This is a genomic window from Xenorhabdus griffiniae (assembly GCF_015163655.1).
Lineage (GTDB): Bacteria > Pseudomonadota > Gammaproteobacteria > Enterobacterales > Enterobacteriaceae > Xenorhabdus > Xenorhabdus griffiniae.
Genome location: NZ_JADEUF010000004.1, coordinates 60317 through 84321, shown reverse-complemented (window position 1 = coordinate 84321; position 24005 = coordinate 60317). Strand labels below are relative to the sequence as shown.

The window sequence follows — 24005 nt, the reverse complement described above, 5'->3', positions numbered from 1 at the left end:
ACATCACGGTTAATTAAGTAGAATAATAATTTAAAAAATTGCATTACACAGTTGGGAGTGTTTTAAAATGGCACACATGTGTTAAGTGATGATTAGAGAGATACCCCAGAAACATATACCAATCCAACTTTAAGTTGCAGCTTGCAAATCAATGTGATTCTTTATATCTCCCCGCGTAGCGGGGAGATATAAGACGCATTTTGAAAGGCGATTGGTATAGATAATTACGCATCATATAATTGCATATTATATGACCATGATATTACTACATAACTGGGGTAAATAAATGTAACCAACAGCGAGGCAAACAAAAAACGAAGAGTTTAACCAACTAAGACGTGTTCCTGTTAATGCGTTGATCTTTCCGTCAATTCATTGATCATAATACCCTGCATACTATGCCAGATAATGCCACTCTCTTTACCATAATTACGCACACAGCCCATAATCTTATCATAGGCTTTTTCCCGACATAATGAGCTTAACTGCTGGTAGAAATTCAACGCTAAATTACGTGCTTCAGGACTGGAGAAATAATAACGACCAACACGGGTATACAACCCTTTCAGCCCATTAATAATCAAACCATAAATTGGGTTTCCTGACGCAAAAGCCAGACCACGGAAAATATCATAGTCCACAGAGCTGAAAGCTTCAGCGGTATCTTCCACGTTTTCTTTTTCTGCCAAAATTTCCAATGATTTTTCAGGATTGTTCCTAAATGCAGTGCGGATAAAGATGGCAGCGATATTGGTTCGCACTGCCAATAAGTTATCAATCAACTGGGGAACACGATCATGATCAAGACGCGCCAAAGTTTCCAGAATATTAAGGCCGGATGTTTCCCAAAAATTATTAACCTTGGTTGGTTTGCCATGCTGAATAGTCAACCAACCATCACGGGCCAGGCGCTGCAACACTTCACGCAAGGTCGTGCGGGTGACACCGATCAATTCAGATAATTCACGTTCTGCTGGCAGTATGGAGCCGGGTGGAAAACGATTATTCCAAATACTTTCAATGATATACTCTTCCGCGAAACTCGCAGGACTTTGAGCCTTAATTACCATAATTTTAATTATTCCAAAGCAGTTTTCTTGGCTAATAATAGCGGTTGATGATACCAGAATGTGCTTGCTCGACATAGTTACCTGGTAAATAAACCGCGAAAGAGTGAAAGGGCTCATAAAAAATGCGATTATTGGTAGATTAATTATGCGCTAATGCTCTTAAATTGCTATCGCATTGAGCGTACTATACCGCTCCGATATGTTTCTATAGTGGTCGTTTGATTTATCGCTACTGAGATTTTTTCTACATATCCACAAAGAGGAATATTAATAATAATGGAAATCAGTATCCGACGTGCCGTGGTGAAGAACTTTCTCGGCAATTCGCCAGATTGGTATAAACTCGCTATTATTGTCTTTTTAATTATCAATCCACTGGTCTATTTCTTTATCAGCCCTTTTGTTGCTGGCTGGATGCTCGTTGTTGAGTTTATCTTCACATTGGCAATGGCATTAAAATGTTATCCTCTGCAACCTGGAGGATTACTCGCTATTGAAGCAGTCATCATTGGAATGACTTCACCAAAACAAATAGGTCATGAAATTGCCAACAATCTGGAGGTCATTTTATTGCTGATTTTCATGGTTGCGGGCATTTACTTCATGAAACAGTTATTGCTGTTTGTTTTCACAAAGCTACTACTAAATATCCGTTCCAAGAAAATGCTGGCATTGGCATTCTGCCTGGCGAGTGCTTTCTTGTCCGCTTTCCTTGATGCTCTGACTGTCATTGCCGTTGTCATCAGTGTTTCAATCGGGTTTTATGCCATCTATCACCGCTTTCTATCCCATAACGGCAGTTCTGAACTGAGTGATGATAAGTACATTGACAGTGAGGATAAAAGACAGACGCTGGAACAGTTCCGGGCATTTCTGCGCAGTCTGATGATGCATGCGGGGGTTGGTACTGCACTGGGTGGTGTGATGACTATGGTTGGTGAACCCCAAAACCTGATTATTGCTAAACATGTTGATTGGGATTTTGTCACATTTTTTATTCGCATGTCGCCAATCACCATTCCTGTGTTTATTTGTGGCTTGCTGGTCTGTTTGCTAGTTGAACATTTTAAACTGTTCGGTTACGGTGCTGAATTACCTGAGCGTGTTCGCTCTGTTCTGGAAGATTACGACCAAAAAGCCAGTGAAAAACGTACCCGCCAAGAAAAAACCCAGCTTGCTGTTCAGGCATTGATCGGCATCTGGCTGATTGTAGCACTGGCTTTTCATTTGGCTGAAGTGGGTTTGATTGGCTTATCAGTCATTATCTTAGCGACCGCATTCTGTGGTATTACCGAAGAACATGCGTTAGGTAAAGCATTTGAGGAAGCTTTACCGTTTACTGCCCTGTTAACCGTGTTTTTCTCTGTGGTTGCCGTCATTGTTGACCAACAACTGTTTGCGCCATTTATTCAATTTGTCTTACAGTCTTCACCCGCTTCACAGCTTTCCTTATTCTACTTGTTCAACGGATTGCTCTCCACGGTTTCTGATAACGTTTTCGTCGGTACGGTTTACATTAATGAAGCGCTTATCGCCCTAAAGAGTGGTCTGATTTCACAGCAACAATACGAGTATTTGGCTGTTGCTATCAACACAGGAACTAACTTACCATCCGTGGCAACCCCTAATGGACAAGCCGCTTTTCTGTTCCTGCTAACTTCTGCCTTATCTCCATTGATCCGTCTTTCTTATGGTCGCATGGTCATGATGGCCTTGCCTTATACCATTGTGATGACACTAGTGGGACTGTTGTGTGTTGAATTCTGGTTAGTGCCTGCCACTGAATATCTCATCAAACTTGGTTTGATCACGCCACTATAATTGAGGACTCAGCTATATCCTGCCGGATGGTGTGTTTTTGCACACCATCCGGTTTTTTTGATAATCACTTTCCTGAAAAAAATAGCTCAGTTAATTTTAATTCTATTTTTTTATGGCTGATGAAACGGCACAATAAGCCAGTTAGTTATCTTGAAAAGATGGGAAGAAAAGAAAATGTTTCGATTTTTAAGTCAAAGTTCCCAAGGGCGAGGCGCATGGTTATTGATGGCGTTGACCGCTCTTATCCTGGAAGCGACAGCACTCTATTTTCAACATGTGATGCAGTTACAGCCTTGCGTGATGTGCATTTATGAACGTGTTGCGTTGTTTGGTATTTTAGGCGCTGCGCTGCTCGGTGCAATCGCACCAAAAACGCCTTTGCGCTGGTTAGCGATCCTGCTGTGGATTTATAGCGCATGGCAAGGATTACAACTGGCATGGCATCACACCATGATACAGTTATACCCTTCTCCGTTTAATACTTGTGACTTTTTTGTCCAATTTCCATCTTGGTTACCATTGAATGACTGGTTACCCTCATTTTTTCAAGCGCTTGGGGATTGTTCAATAAAACAGTGGGAATTTTTAACACTGGATATGCCGCAATGGCTGATTGGTATTTTTGCCGCTTACCTGCTGGTGAGTATATTGGTGTTAGTGAGCCAGTTTTTTCGAAATCAGGATAGATCTTAAGAGTAAAAAATTGCCCCAAAAGGAGTCTCTAAAGGCTCCTTTTAACCTACCTTCCCTATATTCAATTCTCTATCACAATAATAAAAACGCGATCTGCTTTGCAGATTATAAATCAGAAAAAATGGAAAGATGAATTTTACTGATTTATAGGCTGAAAAAATGGTAGACTTTTTAAGTCGGAAAAATATTTTATAAAACAGTTAGATAAAATTAGGGTGTTCCCCGTGAGTACGGGGATAAACCGCCTAATTCCTTCCAAATTTAACAATTCAATAAGTGTTCCCCGTGAGTACGGGGATAAACCGAAATTTATTTAATGTAGTTGAAGCAATCAAAAGTGTTCCCCGTGAGTACGGGGATAAACCGGACAATTACTTTCGCTCAATGCAACCGAATCCGTGTTCCCCGTGAGTACGGGGATAAACCGATATTAGGCAAACCATCGTTATCCGATGATTTGTGTTCCCCGTGAGTACGGGGATAAACCGAAATTAGATTCGTCTTTTGTCCATGTTTGAACGTGTTCCCCGTGAGTACGGGGATAAACCGCCATCCACATCTCATCCACTTTATAGCTGAAAGTGTTCCCCGTGAGTACGGGGATAAACCGTTCTTAGGGTTACTGGACAGCGCCTGCACCTTGTGTTCCCCGTGAGTACGGGGATAAACCGCCATCGCGTCTGGCAATGCTGACCAGTTCGCAGTGTTCCCCGTGAGTACGGGGATAAACCGAATAATATTCATATAGTCTCCTTATCATATGAGTGTTCCCCGTGAGTACGGGGATAAACCGGTTATCTAATTCTGACCGCGCTGGAATATTTTGTGTTCCCCGTGAGTACGGGGATAAACCGTCTGATTCAAGTTTTTCTACGCGTGATTCCATGTGTTCCCCGTGAGTACGGGGATAAACCGTCATAACCGCTGCCATAGCTTCTGTTTTTGGCGTGTTCCCCGTGAGTACGGGGATAAACCGCGTTTAAAAAAAAGGAAATCACTTTTACCTAGGTGTTCCCCGTGAGTACGGGGATAAACCGCACTTAACGTTATTACAGATGCACAGGAGTAAGTGTTCCCCGTGAGTACGGGGATAAACCGGGTGCGCAGTTGGTGACAGAGGGCAAACTTCTGTGTTCCCCGTGAGTACAGGGATAAACCGGATATTCTGACCTTTGTTATTTACTTTAGCAGGTGTTCCCCGTGAGTACGGGGATAAACCGAAAAAATATTATCAGCAATTGGTGATACTGAAGTGTTCCCCGTGAGTACGGGGATAAACCGTTTTTCTCGCGATTAGGCTGTGTCTTGGCTTTGTGTTCCCCGTGAGTACGGGGATACGGTACGTTGTTCTACGATGAGTTGCTGGGCATTGCGCAGTGCCTTAATATCTTGTTGTTCTACCGTCTTGACTGGAACAAAATGGATGTCAGGTCGGCAGGCCATTTCGCAGATAGCCAGTGCATCCTTGGCATCATTTTTTTGATGATGACTGAAAGCCTTGACATGCTGGGTCGGCACAAGCCTGATGACAAATCCCACCATCGCCTGAAGGGTTCTACCCCAATAGTGAGAAGTGGCACAGGATCGTATTCATGAGATGTTCTCCCGCAATTCAGTGCATCGGAAAGAAAGATGACACTGTTTGCCGCTGAAAAAGGGGACGTCCATCACATCACTACAATCCCCGTACTCACGGGGAACACGCCGTGGGAAAATGGCGCTTATCTGGCTCGCTGGGAACAATTGACGGCTAAAGGGAAGACCCAGCGCTTGGGCTGGGATCTTTGAAGTCAAAGCCATCTAAAACGATATGCCAACCAAATTATTGCACCACCTCCTCCACCAACTAGGCTACCGAGTTTAATATTATGTAGCCAGTTGAGTTGATGAATACTTTTATCAGTTAAAAGCCATTCTCCCGATATTGCTATAAATGAAAATGACACCCCACATATAAATACCATAAAAAATAATGACGATAATGATGCTTTCATTAATTAGACTCCTTAACGTTTAAATCTTTCTTACTATTTTGGTTAATAAATTTCTCATTCATTTTTTCATCATTTATTTTTATGTCATCTGTCTTTTTATTATTCATGATATAACTACTCATAGCTGAACCGCCCATTTCTAATTCAAAAGAACCAGCAAAGCCACCCAATATCCCAGGAAGCGGACTCAAATTAACTTCCCCGGATATAAAATTGGAATACACAGGTTGTTCTGCATATTTCAACGCATTTTTGCTTGCTGGCATACCAAAGTAATTTTTAATTGCATTCGCTTCTAACTTGCTTGTGATTGCAGAACCAACCCCGTATCCTAGTGTTGTACCAAACGCAGCTCCAACCATTGCCGCCTCTGAGTTTTGTCCCGTCACTTGGCTACCAAAATACGCACTACCGACATTTAATTGCACATTCGAATGCAGTGACCGACCTGTCCCTGTCCAACCAGTGAAGCCAGCCAAGAATAAGCTCGTATAATCAAATTTATCACCGATATTTCCATTACCTACTTGAACAGCCGCATTCGCCCCCATACTCAGCCCAGTACCTACTACTTTAGCTCCTGTTGATGCATTTGAATTAAATAAAGAACGTCCTCCTGCTACCAAACCGCTTACATTTTCGGGTTCAGCAATGAAAGCACCTGCCCTGTCCCAATTGTCCGTATGCTTGTTACCGTATTCCACATCCTGACTATTGACATAAAGCACCGCATTTTTGACCTCTTCATTATCCAGCGAACCATACAACCATTTAGGTCTTGATGCTAGCGAACCATACAACCATTTAGGTCTTGATGCTGCCGAGATACCGCCATCTATTTTCAGCTTGTCTTCACCCGCTGCACATACCAATGAGTTTTCTTGGCAAGCCTTCTGATATCTTTCGGAGTTTTCCTTGTGTATTGCAGCATATTTGTCAATGACTGGCTGACAATCGCTGCCTGCGGCTTTACAAGCCGTCATTTCTTTATCAAAGGCACGCGCTTCATCAAAACTCAGGAAGTTATTCTCGACCGCGTTTCTCGCACCCTGCGCCCCGGTCACTCCACCTGCCGTAGAGTTAGTGGCCAGCCCTGCGGCAATCCCGCCTGCCAGTGTGGACAGGTTGCTGATGGTCTCTTTCTCTGCGGGTGATAGCTCGCCCGACGTCTTATCTGGGTACAATGCACTCATAATAGCAGAAGCGGCCAGTTCTCCGCTCACCGCACCGGTTGCCCCAGCAGTGGCAGAACCCCCTTTCATTTCGGCGATAACCCCGCCTAAGATCGCATGTGCCATCAGGTTGGTGGCTTTTTCTGCCGGCGTCAACTCATCATAGTGGTCTTTACCATTATAAGTCAGTGCCTTCACGCCATTGGTCAGATACGGCGCTGCGCCGCTGGCAATGGCCGATTGAATATCACCGCCCGCCAGCCCCTGCAACGCCCCAATAACCGCCGTCACCGCCTGACGCTGGCTGCTGCCGATATCGGCGCCCTGCTCTCTGATGGCACCGTCATAGGCTATCTTATACGCCCGATCAGCCACCGATTTCACATCGATGGCCTGACCTTCAGCCTTCAGTTGTTTTTCGGCATCCTTCTTCAGATCCAACTGTGTTTGCGGGCCTTTCAGTTTTTCCGTCGCGGCTTTCGTCGCCTTAATCGCTTCATGCGTATTGTAGATATCCATCATCTGGGTACCGATTTCAGCGATAGCCTGCGCCTGAGCCAGGCGTTGCTGCTCTTTTTCCTTATCAAAATCGGACTCAGGCCATTGGCGGCGTTATCGGTATCCCGGCTTAAGTCGGAAACATCCTGTTTCTGCTTATCCGCATCCCGCACCACAATCGTGCCGTCACTGACCGCCGCATGCGTGGTCGACGACTGGTTGCCACTCTTATTCGTGCCGGCCAGCAGGTTCGAGGCCATATTGGTGCCCAGCTGGCTGCCCACCGCACCGCAGGTACTGAAACCGACACTCTGGTGTTCGGTTTTGTACTCCGCCTTGTTCTGGATATCACTAAATCCAAGTGTGCCGGTGTCCAGCCGGTTTTTATCTTTCTCTGCTGTGCTGGCAATCACGGCGCCGTCAAGCTGGGTGTGTTCCCCCACCCTGATATCAAAGCCGCCCTTGCCGGCAAAGATGCCCGTTTGCTCGTTTACCGAATCAAACGTGCTGTGCAGCTTGTCACGGCTGGCATTGACACTGGCCGAACCGCTCATGGAACCATAGGTGAAGCTCGCCCCGGCGCTGGCATTTTCCTGCCTGCTGTCGTAGTTGTCCTTATCCTGTTCGCTGGCGAGATGTAAGTTGCGGCCCACATCGGCTGTCACACTCTCCCCGCTGACCTGTGCCCCTTTCGTTAGCCGAACAATCGTTGAATGAACCCCTTCCTTGTCCTGAGAACCCGTTTAGCTAAATCCCACTTTGTGCTTATCTGATAAAGCAAGGTGAGACCACCGGACGCTTACAGAACAACTGACCACTAAAGGGAAGATCCCAGCACTTGGCTGGGATCTTAACGTCATTTACGTAGCTTATATTCTATAAACCAAGTCCCTATTCCGGCTACTAACCCTGCAATCACACTTGCTTTAAAAATTTTCTTCACATACTCAAACGAAAAAAGAAAATCTCCACCAATGAATAACCAAATAATGCACTTAACAGTACAGTAGATAAACAGTCCCATAAGGCACAGACTTACCACACATAAAATAGTTACAACAAGAAAATATTCAAATTGATTAATATTTTTATTCACTATCTTCCTCCTTGACATGCTTAATTCCTTCTTGAATCGAAGTGTTTGTTACCCCTGTTGTGCCAGTAGATTCCATATTTCCAACAGTGCCAGAAATCTTATTGACGTTTCCCTGAGCTTCTTTAATTTCACTTTGAATCAGAGAGTTTGTGATTTCTGTTGTAAAAGCGGCCCCCATATTTCCCACAACACCAGGTAATGGATGAGGTTTCATATCTTTCGAAAGTCCAAATTCCCCTTTTATTGCTCCGCCCTGCAATTTAGGGTTGTATTTTGGATCCCAGCCCCCGGATTTCCATAAGCCATATTGATTCCATCCATTGCTAATAATTTTACCTGAACCATATCCCAGGGCAGAACCTACACCTGAACTTACAGCACTTGTACCAATTGAAAATGGATCATCCCCTTTCAAAGCACTTGCCGCTGCTCCCATGCCGGCATTCCAGCCAACGGTCCCCCACATGATCGCTCAGGTATTACAAAGTAGCCTGGATGCACTCGTCGGGCTGGAACCGATGGCACCACCACAGATACATAATCCCCGTTTACAGGCGCTCGTGACTCAGATGGATTCTCTTTCGGATGAAGATCAGCAGGCGCTGATTGTATTAATGGACAGTTTACTTAAACGTTCCAAGATGACACAGTTACTGACATCGTAGAAGACATTTGCTACAGAAGAGACGACTTTTATCAACGCAGCATTACCGGGCGGCCACCCGGATAATGCTGCTAACCACAACCCACTATCAGAGGTAGTTAGCTATGGCTGAACGCGATTGTAATGTAAATTCAGGCAGTTCGAAAGCGCAACGCCGCTATAAGGTCGGCTATATCAGCCGATGTCACGCCGACCGGAACACCGGCATGACCCGCTATTACAGCCAGCATCCCAGCTTGCATCTTAAAGGCAACTGGCTGGAAAAAGCTGGGTTTACCACCGGACAGGCGGTGAATATCACCGTTGAACGGGGACAGTTGATTATCCAGCTTGTTGAGAATAATTGACGGCTAAAGGGAAGATCCCAGCGCTTAGACTGGGATCTGTATCAACTCTATTGCAATTGCTTAATCTCTCTATCTAACCAGTTACGATGCTTTTCTATTAATAGGTGGTAATTCTCGTCCGAATAATACTCTGTTGGTGAAAGATTATTACCAACACCTTGGACTATATTCGGTGAATCAACACTATCTCCCCAAAGGTTCCAAAACTCGTTTAATTTGAGAAGACCATATACGTAATCATCAGGCAATTCATTGAGTAATAGGATATATAAAGCGACATATCTCCATTTCCTTTCTGATAACTGTATATTTATATTTTTTTTATCACATATGACTTCTAAGCTATCGATCACTTCACGATTGATTTCTGTGCAAAATGCAGCTTCAGACACCTCGACCAGAATTGAATCAGACAGATCAAGTTTTGTTAATTCATTACATGCAAACTCACTTATATTAGGAGCAGATAAACGACCAACAGGGTTTCCCTTGGCTCCAAGAAAAATCATTCCCCAATCAAGTAATTCCATTTTTTTAGCTAACAAGTACATATCATTCATCATGGTTTTGATGGCACTCCATTCACTGTTCCGCCAGTAACAAACATTCTATGGCTTACACCACCTAATTTTGGATCTACTATCCACTCAAATCGTCCTTCAACCCCATTTAATTTTCCTGGCAATTGATAAAGAGTGGCTCCATTTTTCAATTTCGTTTGTGTTGCTAAGCCAGCATAATTGTCAACAATATCATTGAAACCATGAGCCTTAGCTACTGAAGGAAATTCTTGTGTCACTGTTGGCTTACTCCTATTCGGATAAACAGATATTTCTTTCCCATCAATATCAACAACAGTTTTATTAGGTAGTTGATCTACTTTATTTCCACTACCAGTTCCTTTCTCGCCACTCCCAACCCTTTGATGCTCTAATACGTCATTTTTGATTGTCTTGTCACTTGCAATGTTTTCTTTTCCATTAGGTAGTGACTTTCCATCAAACTTACCAACCGGATGCTCAACATTCGTCACCGTGCCCTTATCCTTCGGACTAAATTTCCCTTCTCCTACTTTCCATTGCGGTGATGAACCTTCGGCTTTGCTACCCGAAACAGGATTTTTAGCCAGTGCCAAGAATGCCTTAGCCGCCACATACTGCATCACCTTCGCTTCACTGGTCGGCACACCGCTGGCCACAATTTCAGCCGCTTTCTCCGGCGTCATTTTTTCATTGGACATCACCACATCCAACGGCACACCGAAGAAGTTCCCCCACGCCACAATCAGCCCTCTGGCCGGATCTTGCCCTTCAGGGTGCGTACCTCTCGCTTGTTTTGCCAACGCTTCCGACAATTCATCCGGGGTCGCCCCTTCCCTGAGCATTTGCATGGCGAGTGAACTCTGTGCCCGACCGTATTCCGCCATGCCTTTTGGCAAGCTCAGCGCATTATTCTCAATCGCGTTTTTGGCACTCTGCGCCCCATCCACACCGCCTGCCGTAGAATTGGTTGCCAGTCCGGCCGCTATTCCGCCGGCCAGTGTGGACAGGTTACTGACGGTTTCCTTCTCATCCGGTGAGAGATCGTTCGGATTTTTATCTCCGTACAGTGCATTAATAATAGCAGACGCCGCCAATTCCCCGCTCACCGCACCGGTTGCCCCGGCAGTGGCAGAACCCCCTTTCATTTCGGCGATAACCCCGCCTAAGATCGCATGTGCCATCAGGTTGGTGGCTTTTTCTGCCGGCGTCAACTCATCATAGTGGTCTTTACCATTATAAGTCAGTGCCTTCACGCCATTGGTCAGATACGGCGCTGCGCCGCTGGCAATGGCTGATTTGATATCGCCGCCCGCCAGGCCCTGCAACGCCCCGATGACCGCCGTCACCGCCTGACGCTGGCGGCTGCCGATATCGGCACCCTGCGCTTTGATGGCACCGTCATAAGCTATCTGATGCGCCCGATCAGCCACCGATTTCGCATCGGCGGGTTGACCTTCTGCCCTCAGTTGTTTTTCCGCAGCCTGTTTCAGTGTTTGCTGCGTTTGCGGGTCTTTCAGTTTTTCCGTCGCGGCTTTCGTCGCTTTAATCGCTTCGTTCGTATTGTAGATATCCATCACCTGGGTGCCGATGTCCGCGATAGCCTGCGCCTGAGCCAGGCGTTGCTGCTCTTTCTCTTTGTCAAAAATCGGACTCAGGCCATTGGCGGCGTTATCAGTATCCCGGCTTAAGTCAGCCACAGCCTGTGTCTGCTTATCGGCATCCCGCACCACAATCGTGCCATCACTGACCGCTGCATGTGTGGTCGACGACTGGCTGTCATGCTTATTGCTGCCAGCCAGCATATTTGAGGCCATATTGGTGCCCAGCTGACTGCCAACCGCACCGCCGGTACTGATACCGACACTTTGGTGCTCAGTTTTGTACTCCGCCTTGTTCTGGATATCACTAAAGCCCAGTGTGCCGGTGTCAAGTCGGTTTTTATCCTTATCCGCCGTGCTGGCCATCACCGCACCGTCAAGCTGGGTATGTTCCCCCACCTTGATATCAAACCCGCCCTTACCGGCAAAAATACCCGTTTGCTCGTTCACGGAATCAAACGTGCTGTGCAGCTTGTCGCGGCGGGCATTGACACTGGCGGAACCGTTCATCGAGCCGTAGGTGAAGCTCGCCCCGGCGCTGATATTTTCCTGTTTGGCATCATAATTGTCCTTATCCTGCTCACTTTGCAGGTGCAGGTTACGGCCAACATCAGCTGTCACTGTTTCCCCGCTGACCTGTGCCCCTTTAAGCCGCGTATCCTGCCCCGATTTCAGGCTGACCTGGTTACCGGCATCAAGCAGGGTTTCGGTATGGGTCACCCCGTCGCCGGTTTCGTGGCCTTTGCCCTTATTAACGCTGGCCGAGAATTTAATGCCGTAACCGCCCTGTCCGGCGGTCAGTCCCACGCCGACACTGCCGCCTTTACTGCTGTTTTCACCCCGCGTGGTCCGGGTGTTTTCAGCCGATTCCAGCACGATATCGCGTTTCGTCGCCATATCAATATCATGCCCGGCTTTCAGGCTGCTGCCTTTGACCCGAATATCGCCACTGTCAGAAACCGCATTGTCCCCGGTGGCTTTGATACGAATATCGCGCCCGGCACTCAGGCTGCTGCCCTGTGACTGCGTCTGTTCCGTGCGGGTTTCTGATTTCGCCGACTGGCGGCCATAAGAAAGCTGGATACCAATGGTGTCGGTGGGTTTTTCGGCATTACCGCCCGCCTGATTAATCGCGTCGGCTTTCGCGGATTCAGCCTCACTGCGCTGCCACGCCTGATAGCCCTGCGCCCCGGACAGCACCGACTGCGTGCCTTGCAGCGCTTTCAGCCGCCCGTCACCCGCTGTTTTGGCCTGCTGTGCCGTGCTGACCGCAGTATTGAGCGCACTGCCCACCGTGCCGGACAACGCCAGCGTCAGGCCGGACTGTTTCGACTCAAACGTCTCTGCCCGGCGACGTTTGTCCTGCCCCGGGTCAATCTGCACGCTGTCGCCGGTGAGACTGATATCCTGGCCGGCCACCAAATCGGTACCCCCGACCTGTACCCGGTTACCCGCCGTGATAGTCACATTGCCCTGGCTGCTGCCCACCGTGCTGACACTCTGGCTTTGGGTGGTGCCGTCTTCATTGATCTGATGACGGGTAGACTGACTGCCCACGGTGAAACCAATGCCCCCGCTGCTGAGCAGTCCACTCTTTTTCTTCTCTTCCAGCAAATAATGGGACTCGGTTTCGGTGGCCGCGTTCATCGCTACGTTATTACCCGCCTGCAAGGTCACCGCCTTATCCCCGGCGACCGCCGACCCGCTCACGGTCAGGTCATGGCCCGCCGTGATGCTGATGCTGTCGCCGCTGAGCAGGGTCCCTTTCTCGCGGGTGACGTGGTCTTGCTGTACCGTATGGTGGCTACTTTTCGACAGCATCCCCTTCTTATTTGCGCTGGATGCCGAGAACTGGTAATCACTTTCGGTGGCGCTGTCCAGTGTAATGTCTTGTTTCGCTTGCAATGCCAGCACCCCCTGCTCACTGTGCAGTGTGCTGCCGGTGACCGTGATATCCCCTTCACGCGCCCTCACCGAAACGCCGTCCCGCCCGCTGAAGGTGCTGCCCACGCTACGCTCGCTGACCGTCTCCATTTCCCGCTGGCTTTTCGTGCTGCCCTCACGCTTACGCTCACTGTCCTGATCCGCCACACGCTGACGCACGTCTTTAATGATAACCGCCTGGGCATTCAGACCGATATGCCCTGACCGGCTGTCAACCTGCGCGCCTTCGGCCGTCAGGTTTTCGCCCGCCTGAACCGTCACGCCCTGGTTACCGCTCAGGGTACTGAGATGCAGCCGTTCTTCCTCACGCTGGTTACTCACCGACGAGGTCCGGCTATTGGCTTCCAGTTGCGTGCGGTGGGTGGTACTTTCTGCCAGAATGCTCACGTTGCCGCCGGCCTGCACCCGGGCAGTACCGTCGGCTTTGGCCTGGCTCCCCTGCAACGTGATATCCTGCCCCGCACGCAGGCTGAGGTTACCCCCGGCATTCAGCGTACTGCCCAGCGCCTGTTGCCACTCGCCGCTGACGGTTGCCCTGCGTTTTCCGACCTCTTCCATGCCATCACTGGTGCGGTTACCCATGGCCCCGGCGATGACCTCAATGTTGCCCGTCGTGGTCCTTCTGGCGGCAGCAATATCCAGATTATTGCGGGCATTCAGGCTGAGGTGACGGGTGGCCTCCAGCTTCGCGCCGCGCAGCTGGATATCCCCCCCGCTCAGACTGAGCTCACGGGCGCTCATGGAGGCCTGGCGCAGGGCATCCTGCAGATGGGTGCTTAAGGTCAGGCTGTCCGCCTGTACGTCAATACTGTCTGCGCGGATATCCCCGCCCTGGTGCAGAAACTGCCCCGCGTCAATGTTCAGTGCCCGCTCGGCAAACAGGTTACCGGCGTTAGTGAGGCTGTTCGCTGACAGTTGCAGGTTACCCCCGCCAATCAGGGCACCCTGGCCGGTCAGCCGCAGCGTAGTGTTGGCCAGGTAAACCTTGGGGGTCCATACCGTCTGCGGGCCACTGGCAGTCTCAACCGTCTCGCTCACCAGCCAGACGATATCCTGCTGCAACGCCGCGATCTGGGCCGGCGTCAGTGCCACGCCCGGCACCAACTGGAAGTCGTTGGCCACCTTCGTCCCATTGTTCATCAGGGTCTGGTACTGCGCCATCGCATCTTCACCGCGCACGGAAGGCCGCCCCGTCAGCTTGAGTATCTGCTCACGCACCAGGCGTTGCTCATAAAAGCCGTCACCCAGCCGTTTATGCACCTGCGCTGGGTCATACCCTACCCGCTGCAACAGGTAATCGCTGCTGATAAACCGGGTCCGGCTGGTAAAGCGTTCATCCGTTACCACCAGATAAGGACTGCCTTCTGCCGGGTGCTGACGGAACAGACCGTTATTGGGCACAAAGGGGGCAACCCGGTCAAGTTGTTGCTGACGGGTCAGTGCCAGTTCAGCCGGCGTCAGGGGACGTTCGATCGGCCTGAGGGGCTGGTCGGCCGGGGTGAGTTCCCGCTTGAGCAGCGTGAGCAATTGCGCGTCCGAGATGAGGGGGTGATCGACCGGTGTGAATACCCGCTTAAGCGGTGTGAGCCATTGATCATCCGGTGTGACAGGGTGGTCGGTCGACGTGGGTTCTCGCTTAAGCAGCGTGAGTAATTGATCACCCGGTATAACAGGGTGGTCGGTCGACATGAGTTCTCGCTTAAGCAATGTGAGCCATTGATCGTCCGATAAGTGAGATTGGTCGATCGACGTCAGTGCCCGCTTAAGCGGCGTAAGCAGCTGGTTAACCAACACCAGTTGACTGCCCTTCTCTTGCCACGCCACGCCCTCCACCGTTACCGCCAGCGGGTTACGTTCCCATTCCGCCCGCTCGGCTTCCGCCGCCTGCTGGGCGGCCTCAACCACGCTGATTTGCGCCGGGTTGACCGTGGTATTTTCCAGCTGTGCGCCGTTGATGGCGACATCGCCGTGCCCGGTCATGATCGCATCAATGGTCGCCAGTGCGACAGTTTCATCACTGTGGTGCTTCGGATACCAGTGCCGGGTATCCCGGTCGTAATGGTCGACCAGGAATTCCTGACGCCGTTCATTCACGGAATAGCCCCGGTTGGTGACCTTGCCGTCACCTTTCGTCAGCAGGTCGCCGTTGGCACTGACGGTGCTGGCATCATTCAGCAGTTCGTCCGTAATCCGCAGCGTCATGTTGCCCCCCGCCAGAATATGGGCACCGATACCTTCGGACACCAGTTTGTCCCGCGTCACCGTGCCGGTGGCCGAGCGTTCACGGAAGTTATTGTAATCATCTACAAACGGCACATGAGCAATGTCGAGATGTTTCTCCGGGTCCCACTGCTCAAGCCGTCCCCGGTTGTGCTCGCGCCAGACCGTGTTGTGATAAGGGGTTGGCACCGTATTCTGGCGATGACCGCGCGTCTCATAGAACGTCATCGCGTAACTACCGTCGCGATCCGGCGTCAGTGCCAGATAATTCACCCACAATTCATAGGGTTGTCCTTTATGATCCTTGACGCGAACCTGGGCACGCTTACCGGCCGCATCAATGGCCAGCAGAGTGCCGTAACGGTTGTTTTCCACCGCGGCGTCATCGCGGAATGTCAAGCGCTGGGTGGTGGGCGCCATAGTATTTTTGTCGCGATTCACCCCCGAAGCGTAAGAGCGCCAATAGTAGTTATAACGGTGCCATTGGGTTTCGCCTTTTTCTGCCTCGCGCACGATTTCAAGCCCTTCGCGCAGGTTATTCAACCGGTTGGCTTCAATCGACACATTCCCGTCGGCCTCAATGCGGCTCGCTTTGTTCTCAATCAAGTCATCACTGGCCAGGTGCAGGGTGTCAGCACTGTAAATCAGGCTGCCATCCCGATTGGTCAGACGCTCACCGGCCTGCAAATCCAGGCGTTCCGTCGCGGCAATTACCGCGTTTTGCCCGTGGTTGTCGATAACCCGGCTGCGCACAGTGATAACATCTCCCATCACCGTGTCTGTGTTATCCAGCGTATCACTGGTGAGTGTCATGCTGTCGGCTTCCAGGCGCTTTTCGTTGCGCAGGATGCCGGTCGTCAGCTGCAATGTTTTCCCGGCCAGCATCCCCTGGTTGATGAAGTGGGTACTGTCGACGATCAGGTGACTGGGCAACAGCCAGTCGGCCAGGTTAGTCAGCGTCCCGCCCACCGAGAAGGTCAGCGCGCCATTACTGCTAATGGTATCCCCCATGCGGTGGGTGTAATCCTGCTGCACGGCCAGTGTCAATCCTTGCTGGCTGAGCAATGTCCCGCCTGTGTTATCCAGGGCGCGTGTATTGACCGTCAGCTGTCCCCCGCTCTGGACGAGTCCACCCTGATTGAACAACGCCAGCACAGACGGGGTGCCCGCATTGAGGTCGAGTGCGCCATTGGCACGGATCTTCCCCTGCCGGTTGACCAGCTTGTCGAGGTTTGACAGTGTCAACGAGCCGGTACTTTGCAAACGTCCTGCCGTGTTGTCCAGCTCACGGGTTGTCACTGCGGTGTGCGTTGTCCCCAGCAACAAGCCGCCATCATGATTGTTCACCCGGTCACTGTGCACAACCAACGCGTTCTGGCTGGTAATTTTCCCTTGCCCGTGGTTATTGAGTGTTTGACTGTCGATCCGCATCGATCCGGTGGCAATCAGCTGTCCGGTCTGATTGTTTATCGCGTCCCCCTTAAAGGTCAGGGTGCCGCCGCCATGGATTTTTCCCTGCTGGTTATTGAGCACATTGATGCGGTAAATGCCGTTACCCCGGCTGATAAACGTCCCATCCGGGTTATCAAGCTGATCGGCGGTGACGTCAAGCGTGCCCAGACTATTGAACAGTCCCTGCCGGTTGTTGACCTGCCCGGCAGAGATCCTCTGGTCACCATTGCTTCTCAGCGTTCCTCCGGTATTATCCAAAAGTTCCTGAATGCGCAGCCCAAGCTGCCGCTGACTGCTTATCGAACCGGTGCCATTCAGCAATGACCGGGCATTAAGCTGCATCTCTCCGTTGCTTTGCAGTTTACCGTCACGGTTATCCAGCCTACCGTTTAAGTTCAGCCGCACCGATTTCTGGCTGTCAATCAGGCCGTCAGTGTTGTCCAGACTCTGCGCCGTGACAACGAGGTCGCCGTCCGCCAGCAGTTTCCCGCCCACGTTCTGCACACGGCCGGCCGCCGATCCCTCGGTAGCGCCCTGCACATCCAGCCGCCCCAGGGCGCTGATTTTACCTTCCTGGTTATTAATCTCCTGTGCCGAGCGCAGCATCAGCGCACCTGCTGACGCCAGTGCGCCTTTCTGATTGTCCAGCGTGCTGACGGCCAGCAGGGCATCCTGCAGGCTCGACACACTGCCCTTCTGGTTGTCAAACTGGCCAGCCGTGGCGGACCAGCCCCCCTGGGTGCCTATCCATCCCTGCGTATTCAGGATGTTTTCCGCACGCAGGGATTGCGCCAGCTTACTGAAGATATAGCCCTGGCTGTTATCCAGTGCCCGGGTGACGTGCATATCCAGCTTGTCCAGCACCTGAATTTTTCCCTGTGCATTGAGGAAGCTCAGCGCATTCACCGTGCTGTGCCCGCCGCTGGTCAGTTCTCCCCCCTGATTATCCCAACGGCCCGTCAGATCCAACTTCAGCCCCTGTTTGCCCTGAATCTCACCTTTCTCTCGGTTGGTCAGTTGTCCGCCCCTCAGTGACATCACGCCTTCGCTATACAACGTCCCCGCGTCATTGTTCAGTAAGCTGTCCGAACCACCCTGCCAACGCAGATGTTGCTTTGCTGACAGTTTACCCGCCTGATTAATGACATCGCCTACACTATTGAGCGTCAGATCACCGCCTGATAACAGGTTGCCGCCGGTGTTATCTATACTGTGGGTGGAGACGATCACCTGCTTGCCGCCTTGTGCGGTACCGCCACGGTTATCCCAGTGACCCTCCGTATGGATATCCAGTGTGTCACCGGCCTCGATAAATCCCTGCTGATTATCAATCGCCTGCTGGATATCAAACCGCAGGTTCCCCAAGCTGACCAGATTACCTTGGGTATTCTTCAGGTGCTGTGCCGTCAGTTGCAGATAATTGCCCTGCATGTTTCCAGACTGGTTATCAATGCTGCCAGCGGCCTTCACGGTCAGTTGTTGATCAGAAAACAGCTTGCCCTGGCCGTTTTGAATATCGCCCCCCGACGTCACGTTTAATGCAGACAGCCCCTGCAATGTACCGCTCTGGTTATCGATATTGCCCGTCGTATTCACGATTAATGCATGATCCGCCAACAAATTACCGCCGCTGTTATTGATATAGTGGGCGGAGACATCGACCTGCCTGCCGCCTTGTGCGGTGCCGTTGCGGTTATCCCAGTTGCCCTGGGTACGAATATCCAGAGCGTCAGCCGCTTCGAAAAGGCCGCGTTGGTTATCAATCGCCTGCCGGATATCAAGCTTCAGGCGTCCCTTGCTGATGACCTTGCCCTTCGTATTATCCAGGCGTGATGCCGTCAGCTGTAGGTGTTCACCTTCGATCTCCCCGGATTGGTTATTGATGCTGTCGGCGGCGTTCAGGGTCAGCTTTTGCCCGGCCGACAGTTTGCCGTCACTGTTATCCATGCTACGGGCGGAAACGTCAACCTGTTTGCCGCCTTGTAGGGTACCGCCGTGGTTATTCCAGTGGCCATCCGTGTGGATATCCAGTGCGTCACCCGCCTTGATTGACCCACGCTGATTATCAATCGTCTGCTGGATATCAAGCTGCAAATGCCCCTTGCTGGCGATCTTACCTTCCGTATTCGTCAGCGCCTGTGCCGTCAGTTCCAGTGCTTCGCCCTGGATGTCGCCGGACTGGTTATCGATACTACCGACGGCCTTCAAGGTCAGCGCCTGACCGGACAACAATTTGCCCTGACCATTTTGGATATCACCTCCCGACGTCACGTTCAAGGCGGACAGCCCCTGCAACGTGCCACGCTGGTTATCGATATTGCCCGTCGTGTTCACGGTCAGGGCTTGCTCAGCCAACAATTTGCCGTCACTGTTATCGATATGGCGTGCGGAGACATCAACCTGTTTGCCGCCTTGTGCGGTGCCGCTGCGGTTATCCCAGTTGCCCTGGGTACGAATCTCCAGGACGTCAGCCGCATCAAGAAGCCCGTGCTGATTATCAATCGACTGATGACTATCAAGCCGCAAACGGCCCTGGCTGACGATCTTACCCTGTGCATTATTCAGGTGCTGCGCCGTCAATTGCAGCGTTTCGCCCTGGATGTCCCCGGACTGGTTATCGATATTATCGGCGGCGTTCAGGGTCAGCTTTTGCCCGGCCGACAGTTTGCCGCCACTGTTATCAATGCCATGGGCGGAGACGTCAACCTGTTTGCCGCCTTGTACGGTGCCGCCGTGGTTATTCCAGTGGCCATCCGTGTGGATATTCAGGACATCATCGGCCTTAATGAGCCCGTGCTGATTATCAATGCCCTGACTGATATCAAGCTGCAAATGCCCCTGGCTGACGATATTACCTTTTGTATTGGTCAGTTTCTGTGCCGTCAGCGCCAGCGCTTTACCCTGGATATTACCGGACTGGTTATCGACGCTGCCGGTCGCTTTCAGGATCAGTGCCTGACCGGAAAACAGCTTGCCCCCGCCATTTTGGATATCCCCCCCTGACGTCACGTTCAAGGCGGCCAGCCCCTGCAACGTGCCGCGCTGGTTATCGATATTGTCAGTCGTGTTCACGATCAGTGTTTGATCAGCCAGCAGCTTGCCGTCGCTGTTATCGATATGGCGTGCAGAAACATCAACCTGTTTGCCACCTTGAGCGGTCCCGCTGCGGTTATCCCAGTTGCCCTGGGTGCGAATATCCAGGGCATCAGCCGCATCAAGCAGCCCGTGCTGATTATCAATCGACTGATGACTATCAAGCCGCAAACGGCCCTGGCTGACGATCTTACCCTGTGCATTGTTCAGGTGCTGCGCCGTCAATTGCAGCGCTTCGCCCCGGATGTCCCCGGACTGGTTATCGATATTATCGGCGGCGTTCAGGGTCAGCTTTTGCCCGGCCGACAGTTTGCCGCCGCTGTTATCAATGCCATGGGCAGAGACGTCAACCTGTTTGCCGCCTTGTACGGTGCCGCCGTGGTTATTCCAGTGGCCATCCGTGTGGATATTCAGGACATCATCGGCCTTAATGAGCCCGTGCTGATTATCAATGCCCTGACTGATATCAAGCTGCAAATGCCCCTGGCTGACAATATTACCTTTTGTATTGGTCAGTTTCTGCGCCGTCAGCGCCAGCGCTTTGCCCTGGATATTACCGGACTGGTTATCGACGCTGCCGATCGCTTTCAGGGTCAGTGCCTGACTGGACAACAGCTTACCCTCGCCATTTCGGATATCACCCCCTGACGTCACGTTCAAGGCGGACAGCCCCTGCAACGTGCCGCGCTGGTTATCGATATTGCCCGTCGTGTTCACGGTCAGGGCTTGATCAGCCAGCAGTTTGCCGTCGCTGTTATCGATGTGATGGGCGAAGACATCAATCTGTTTGCCGCCTTGTACGGTTCCGCTGCGGTTATCCCAGTTGCCCTGGGTGAGAATATCCAGGGCGTCAGCCGCATCAAGAAGCCCGTGCTGATTATCAATCGATTGATGACTATCAAGCCGCAAACGGCTCTGGCTGACGATTTTACCCTGTGCATTATTCAGGTGCTGCGCCGTCAATTGCAGCGCTTCGCCCCGGATGTCCCCGGACTGGTTATCGATATTATCGGCCACGTTCAGGGTCAGCGCTTGGGCGGCCGACAGTTTGCCGTCACTGTTATCAATGCTATGGGCGGAGACATCAACCTGTTTGCTGCCCTGAGCAGTGCCGCCACGGTTATCCCAGTGACCCTCCGTGTGGATATTCAGTGCATCATCAGCTTTAATGAGTCCGTGCTGATTATCAATGTCCTGACTGATATTAAGCTGCAAATGCCCCTGGCTGACAATATTACCTTTTGTATTCGTCAGTTTCTGTACCGTCAGTTCCAGCGCTTTGCCCTGGATATTGCCGGACTGGTTATCGACGCTGCCAGTCGCTGTCAGGGTCAGCGCCTGACCGGACAACAGCTTGCCTTCACCATTTTGGATATCGCCCCCCGACGTCACGTTCAAGGCGGACAGCCCCTGCAACGTGCCGCGCTGGTTATCGATATTGCCCGTCGTGTTCACGGTCAGTGCTTGATCAGCCAACAGTTTGCCGTCACTGTTATCGATGTGATGGGCGGAGACATCAATCTGTTTGCCGCCTTGAGCGGTTCCGCTGCGGTTATCCCAGTTGCCCTGGGTGAGAATATCCAGGGCGTCAGCGGCATCAAGAAACCCGTGCTGATTAACCAGCGACTGCCGGATGTCAAGCTTCAGACGCCCCTGGCTGACGACCTTACCTTCCGTATTAGTCAGGTTATGTGCCGTCAGCAACAAGTGTTCACTCCGCATCTCTCCGGACAGGTTATCAATACTGCCAGAGGCCTTCACCGTCAGCTGTTGGCCAAACAGTTTGCCCTGTGAATTCTTAATATCCGCGCCCGATGTCACGTCCAATGTTAACGGACTCTCCAATAGACCGCCCTGATTATCAATGTTGCGCTCAGCCTTCACTGTCAGTCGTTGGCCGGACAGCAGCTTACCCTCGCTGTTATTGATATCGTCTCCCGATATGATGTCCAATGCCGCTTGACTCTGTAACGTGCCGCGCTGGTTATTCAGGCTGCCGGTATCAAGCCGCAGGTCACCGTTATTACCCAGCAGGCCGTCGGTATTGTTCAGCAATCCGCTCACTTGCCAGTGTTGCACCGTCTTGTCAAGCGCCACCAGATGCCCCTGCTGGTTGTTCAAGGAACCGGCATTCAGGTTAAGTTGTGGCGCTTCAATGCGGCCACCGGTGTTATCCAGTACCCCGGCCAGCGCAAAACGGCTTTCCCCGGCTTCCACCTGAGACCAGACTGCCTTCTGGTTGAACAGATTGTTGGCATCTATCTCCCAACGTCCGACACGTACCTGTGCCTGTTGCGCGTCGATATTGCCCGGGGTTTTCACGGTCAGCTGTTGACTGTCAATTTTGGCCTGTTGCAGGGCAACGCCACCGGCTTGTGCGCCAATCTTAGCCCGGCTGGCCGCCAGTTGGCTTTGACTGATATCCACCCGGTGACCGGTCACTTTGATATCGCCCAGACTGAGCAAATGGCCGCTGGCCTGGATATTCCCCTGACTGTTCAGCGTCAAATTCGCCTTATGCTTCAGCGTACTGTTGATATCGCTGCCGGCCAGCACATGCCCGCGGCTCTGAATACCCCGAGCCGACGTCAACCGAATATCGCCCACTGCCGCTAGGGTGCCGGACTGCTGAATGTCACCGTCACGGCTCTGTACCGCAAGCTGCCCGCCACTGTGTAGTTTGCCGTGATGTTCAATACCGTCCCGGGCAGTCAAGGTCACATCCCCCACCACTTGGGTGACTGGCTCTTTCTCTTCTCTCGATTGCCAGCTAAGCCGGCCTTCACTGCTGACGGTCAACATTTTTCCCGCCTGCAAGTGCCCGCCCTGATTACGCACACCGACGCCCGCTTCCGTGCCTATCATACGGATATAACCGCTGTACATGCCACCCATCTGCCCCATGTCTATCGCCAGTTCGGGCTTTTTGTCATCTGCGGCTAGTGGCGTCACTGTTTTGCTGTCAGCACTGATGCGATTACGCCCCGCCACCACGGCAAGTTCCGCTTTTGCCCAGACACCGGCATTCACCTTCACCGCCCGCGCCAGAATATCAACATAACCGGTATCATGGCGCGGGTCACCATTGAGTCCACCGCCCTCAATGCTCACCACGCCTCGTTCGACCTGATACCCAGCCAGACTACCGTCAGCGTTCAACTGCGGCTTGCCGGTAGTCAGAGTCATGCGCCCGGCATTAATGGTGCCACAGCCGTTGCACACAATCCCCGACGGGTTAGCCACAATCACCTGTGCCCGCCCACCAGCCACTTCCAGAAATCCCCGCAGCTGGCTGGGCTTATCGCTGTTGACTTCATTAATAATAAACCGAGCCGGCGCGGCATTGGGATCAAGGCGGGGGTTACCCTGTATCATCCCGGCTAGTTGGGTAGAGGTCATCAGCGCCGAATTGTTAAGGATGGCACCTCGTTGGCCGACATCAAACTGCTGGTAGGGGTTATGTGATACGCCGGCCTGATTGGGCGCATTGATATTGACCTGCGGCAGACCATTCTGAGTGGTTATCACTTCCGGACGCTGGCCAGATGGTACCTGCCTGTCAGCGATAATACCGTCAGCCAACGCCTGCCCAGCAAACAGTGCCGCCCCCAACAGCCACACCGCGCGGCGCACCGTCACCCATAAGCGCGATGCACCGATACCACGACGCTGCCCGGGTGCGGTACTGCAACTGCGGGCCAGTTCCGATACCACCCGCAATTCACCGTGCGTGCGGCTGTAGATAAGGCAATAACACTGTTTGTTCATAAATCCTGTCCGTCCAGGTCAAATAAATAAACG

General features: G+C 51.6%; 12 protein-coding genes, 2 pseudogenes and 1 CRISPR repeat array. Of the genes and pseudogenes, 5 read left to right on the top strand and 9 right to left on the bottom strand.

The features are described 5' to 3' along the window. Positions 1 to 347 precede the first annotated feature (347 nt). Positions 348 to 1070: a fatty acid metabolism transcriptional regulator FadR gene (fadR, locus tag IQ211_RS01915; protein WP_189758937.1), complete on the bottom strand. Its 723-nt coding sequence runs from the start codon at positions 1068 to 1070 to the stop codon at positions 348 to 350. Between the two features lie 276 nt (positions 1071 to 1346). On the opposite strand from fadR, the gene nhaB reads away from it, so the two are divergent. Next, entirely contained in the window at positions 1347 to 2891 is a 1545-nt protein-coding gene (nhaB, locus tag IQ211_RS01910) for a sodium/proton antiporter NhaB (protein ID WP_189758936.1), read from the top strand. 174 nt (positions 2892 to 3065) lie between these two features. After that, complete coding sequence (gene dsbB / locus IQ211_RS01905; RefSeq protein WP_189758935.1) at positions 3066 to 3584, top strand: disulfide bond formation protein DsbB; 519 nt, start codon at positions 3066 to 3068, stop codon at positions 3582 to 3584. Between the two features lie 215 nt (positions 3585 to 3799). Then, positions 3800 to 4926: direct repeats of the CRISPR family, unit length 29 nt; unit sequence GTGTTCCCCGTGAGTACGGGGATAAACCG. A 56-nt stretch (positions 4927 to 4982) separates the two neighbouring features. On the opposite strand, the pseudogene IQ211_RS01900 reads toward dsbB, so the two are convergent. Continuing rightward, positions 4983 to 5126, bottom strand: a pseudogene (locus IQ211_RS01900) (IS110 family transposase); the annotation flags it as partial. 90 nt (positions 5127 to 5216) lie between these two features. On the opposite strand from IQ211_RS01900, the gene IQ211_RS01895 reads away from it, so the two are divergent. Then, the gene (locus IQ211_RS01895) at positions 5217 to 5372 is read left to right on the top strand and encodes a hypothetical protein (protein ID WP_189758934.1); all 156 of its coding nucleotides are present in this window, start codon (positions 5217 to 5219) and stop codon (positions 5370 to 5372) included. Between the two features lie 2 nt (positions 5373 to 5374). On the opposite strand, the gene IQ211_RS01890 is transcribed toward IQ211_RS01895, so the two are convergent. The 5 genes and pseudogenes from IQ211_RS01890 to IQ211_RS01870 form a co-directional block, all read right to left on the bottom strand. Continuing rightward, a complete protein-coding gene (locus IQ211_RS01890) occupies positions 5375 to 5578 on the bottom strand; it encodes a hypothetical protein (protein WP_189758933.1) in 204 nt (67 codons plus the stop codon). Continuing rightward, complete coding sequence (locus IQ211_RS01885) at positions 5578 to 6771, bottom strand: VENN motif pre-toxin domain-containing protein (RefSeq protein WP_455570254.1); 1194 nt, start codon at positions 6769 to 6771, stop codon at positions 5578 to 5580. The genes IQ211_RS01890 and IQ211_RS01885 overlap by 1 nt, the downstream gene beginning before the upstream one ends. 437 nt (positions 6772 to 7208) lie before the next feature. Further along, positions 7209 to 7937, bottom strand: a pseudogene (locus IQ211_RS01880) (hemagglutinin repeat-containing protein); the annotation flags it as partial. A 167-nt stretch (positions 7938 to 8104) separates the two neighbouring features. Further along, positions 8105 to 8344 (bottom strand): hypothetical protein, encoded by a 240-nt coding sequence (locus IQ211_RS01875; RefSeq protein ID WP_189758930.1) that lies wholly within the window; start codon positions 8342 to 8344, stop codon positions 8105 to 8107. Continuing rightward, positions 8337 to 8780: a hypothetical protein gene (locus IQ211_RS01870; protein WP_189758929.1), complete on the bottom strand. Its 444-nt coding sequence runs from the start codon at positions 8778 to 8780 to the stop codon at positions 8337 to 8339. Before IQ211_RS01870 ends, IQ211_RS01875 begins: the two co-directional genes overlap by 8 nt. Between IQ211_RS01870 and IQ211_RS01865 the strand changes: the two genes are divergently transcribed. After that, positions 8779 to 9009 carry a hypothetical protein gene (locus IQ211_RS01865; protein WP_189758928.1) on the top strand — a complete coding sequence of 77 codons (231 nt, stop codon included), beginning with the start codon at positions 8779 to 8781 and terminating at the stop codon, positions 9007 to 9009. The genes IQ211_RS01870 and IQ211_RS01865 overlap by 2 nt on opposite strands. Before the next feature lie 103 nt (positions 9010 to 9112). Beyond that, positions 9113 to 9355: a SymE family type I addiction module toxin gene (locus IQ211_RS01860; protein WP_189758927.1), complete on the top strand. Its 243-nt coding sequence runs from the start codon at positions 9113 to 9115 to the stop codon at positions 9353 to 9355. A gap of 47 nt (positions 9356 to 9402) precedes the next feature. On the opposite strand, the gene IQ211_RS01855 is transcribed toward IQ211_RS01860, so the two are convergent. Beyond that, positions 9403 to 9918, bottom strand: coding sequence for a DUF2247 family protein (locus IQ211_RS01855; RefSeq protein ID WP_105399873.1), 516 nt, complete (start codon positions 9916 to 9918; stop codon positions 9403 to 9405). Beyond that, positions 9915 to 23972 (bottom strand): hemagglutinin repeat-containing protein, encoded by a 14058-nt coding sequence (locus IQ211_RS01850; RefSeq protein ID WP_193836314.1) that lies wholly within the window; start codon positions 23970 to 23972, stop codon positions 9915 to 9917. The genes IQ211_RS01855 and IQ211_RS01850 overlap by 4 nt, the downstream gene beginning before the upstream one ends. Positions 23973 to 24005 lie beyond the last annotated feature (33 nt).